General features: G+C 65.7%; 1 protein-coding gene. It reads left to right on the forward strand.

Going from position 1 to position 353, the window contains the following annotated elements:
* Positions 1 to 9 precede the first annotated feature (9 nt).
* Positions 10 to 353, forward strand: a 344-nt coding sequence (locus P0D89_RS54315; protein WP_408371602.1) for a helix-turn-helix domain-containing protein, incomplete at its 3' end; no start/stop codon positions are given.

Here is a 353-nt window from a genome sequence, read left to right on the forward strand (position 1 = left end):
GCGCTGGCAATGAACGCATCTGGGACGATCACCATGTCGATGACTGAGCTGGACCGGCTGAAGGTTGTCCAGGCCGTATGTGAGCGGCGTCTGAAACCGGGACAGGCGGCAGAGCGACTGTCGTTCAGCGTGCGTCAGGTCGAACGCCTGGTGCAGCGCTACCAGGCTGCCGGCGTAGCCGGGCTGGTGTCAGGCAAGCGCGGCCGACCGGGCAATCATCAGTTGCCCGATGGCCTGGCGCGACGCGCGCTGGCTGTCATTCGCGAGCGCTATGCCGATTTCGGGCCGACGCTCGCGTGCGAGAAGCTGCGGGAATGTCATGGCATCGGTCTGTCGGTCGAAACGGTGCGCGC

Origin of the sequence: Paraburkholderia sp. RL18-085-BIA-A, assembly GCF_046027075.1 — a bacterium.
In the GTDB taxonomy this organism is placed as follows: Bacteria; Pseudomonadota; Gammaproteobacteria; order Burkholderiales; family Burkholderiaceae; genus Paraburkholderia.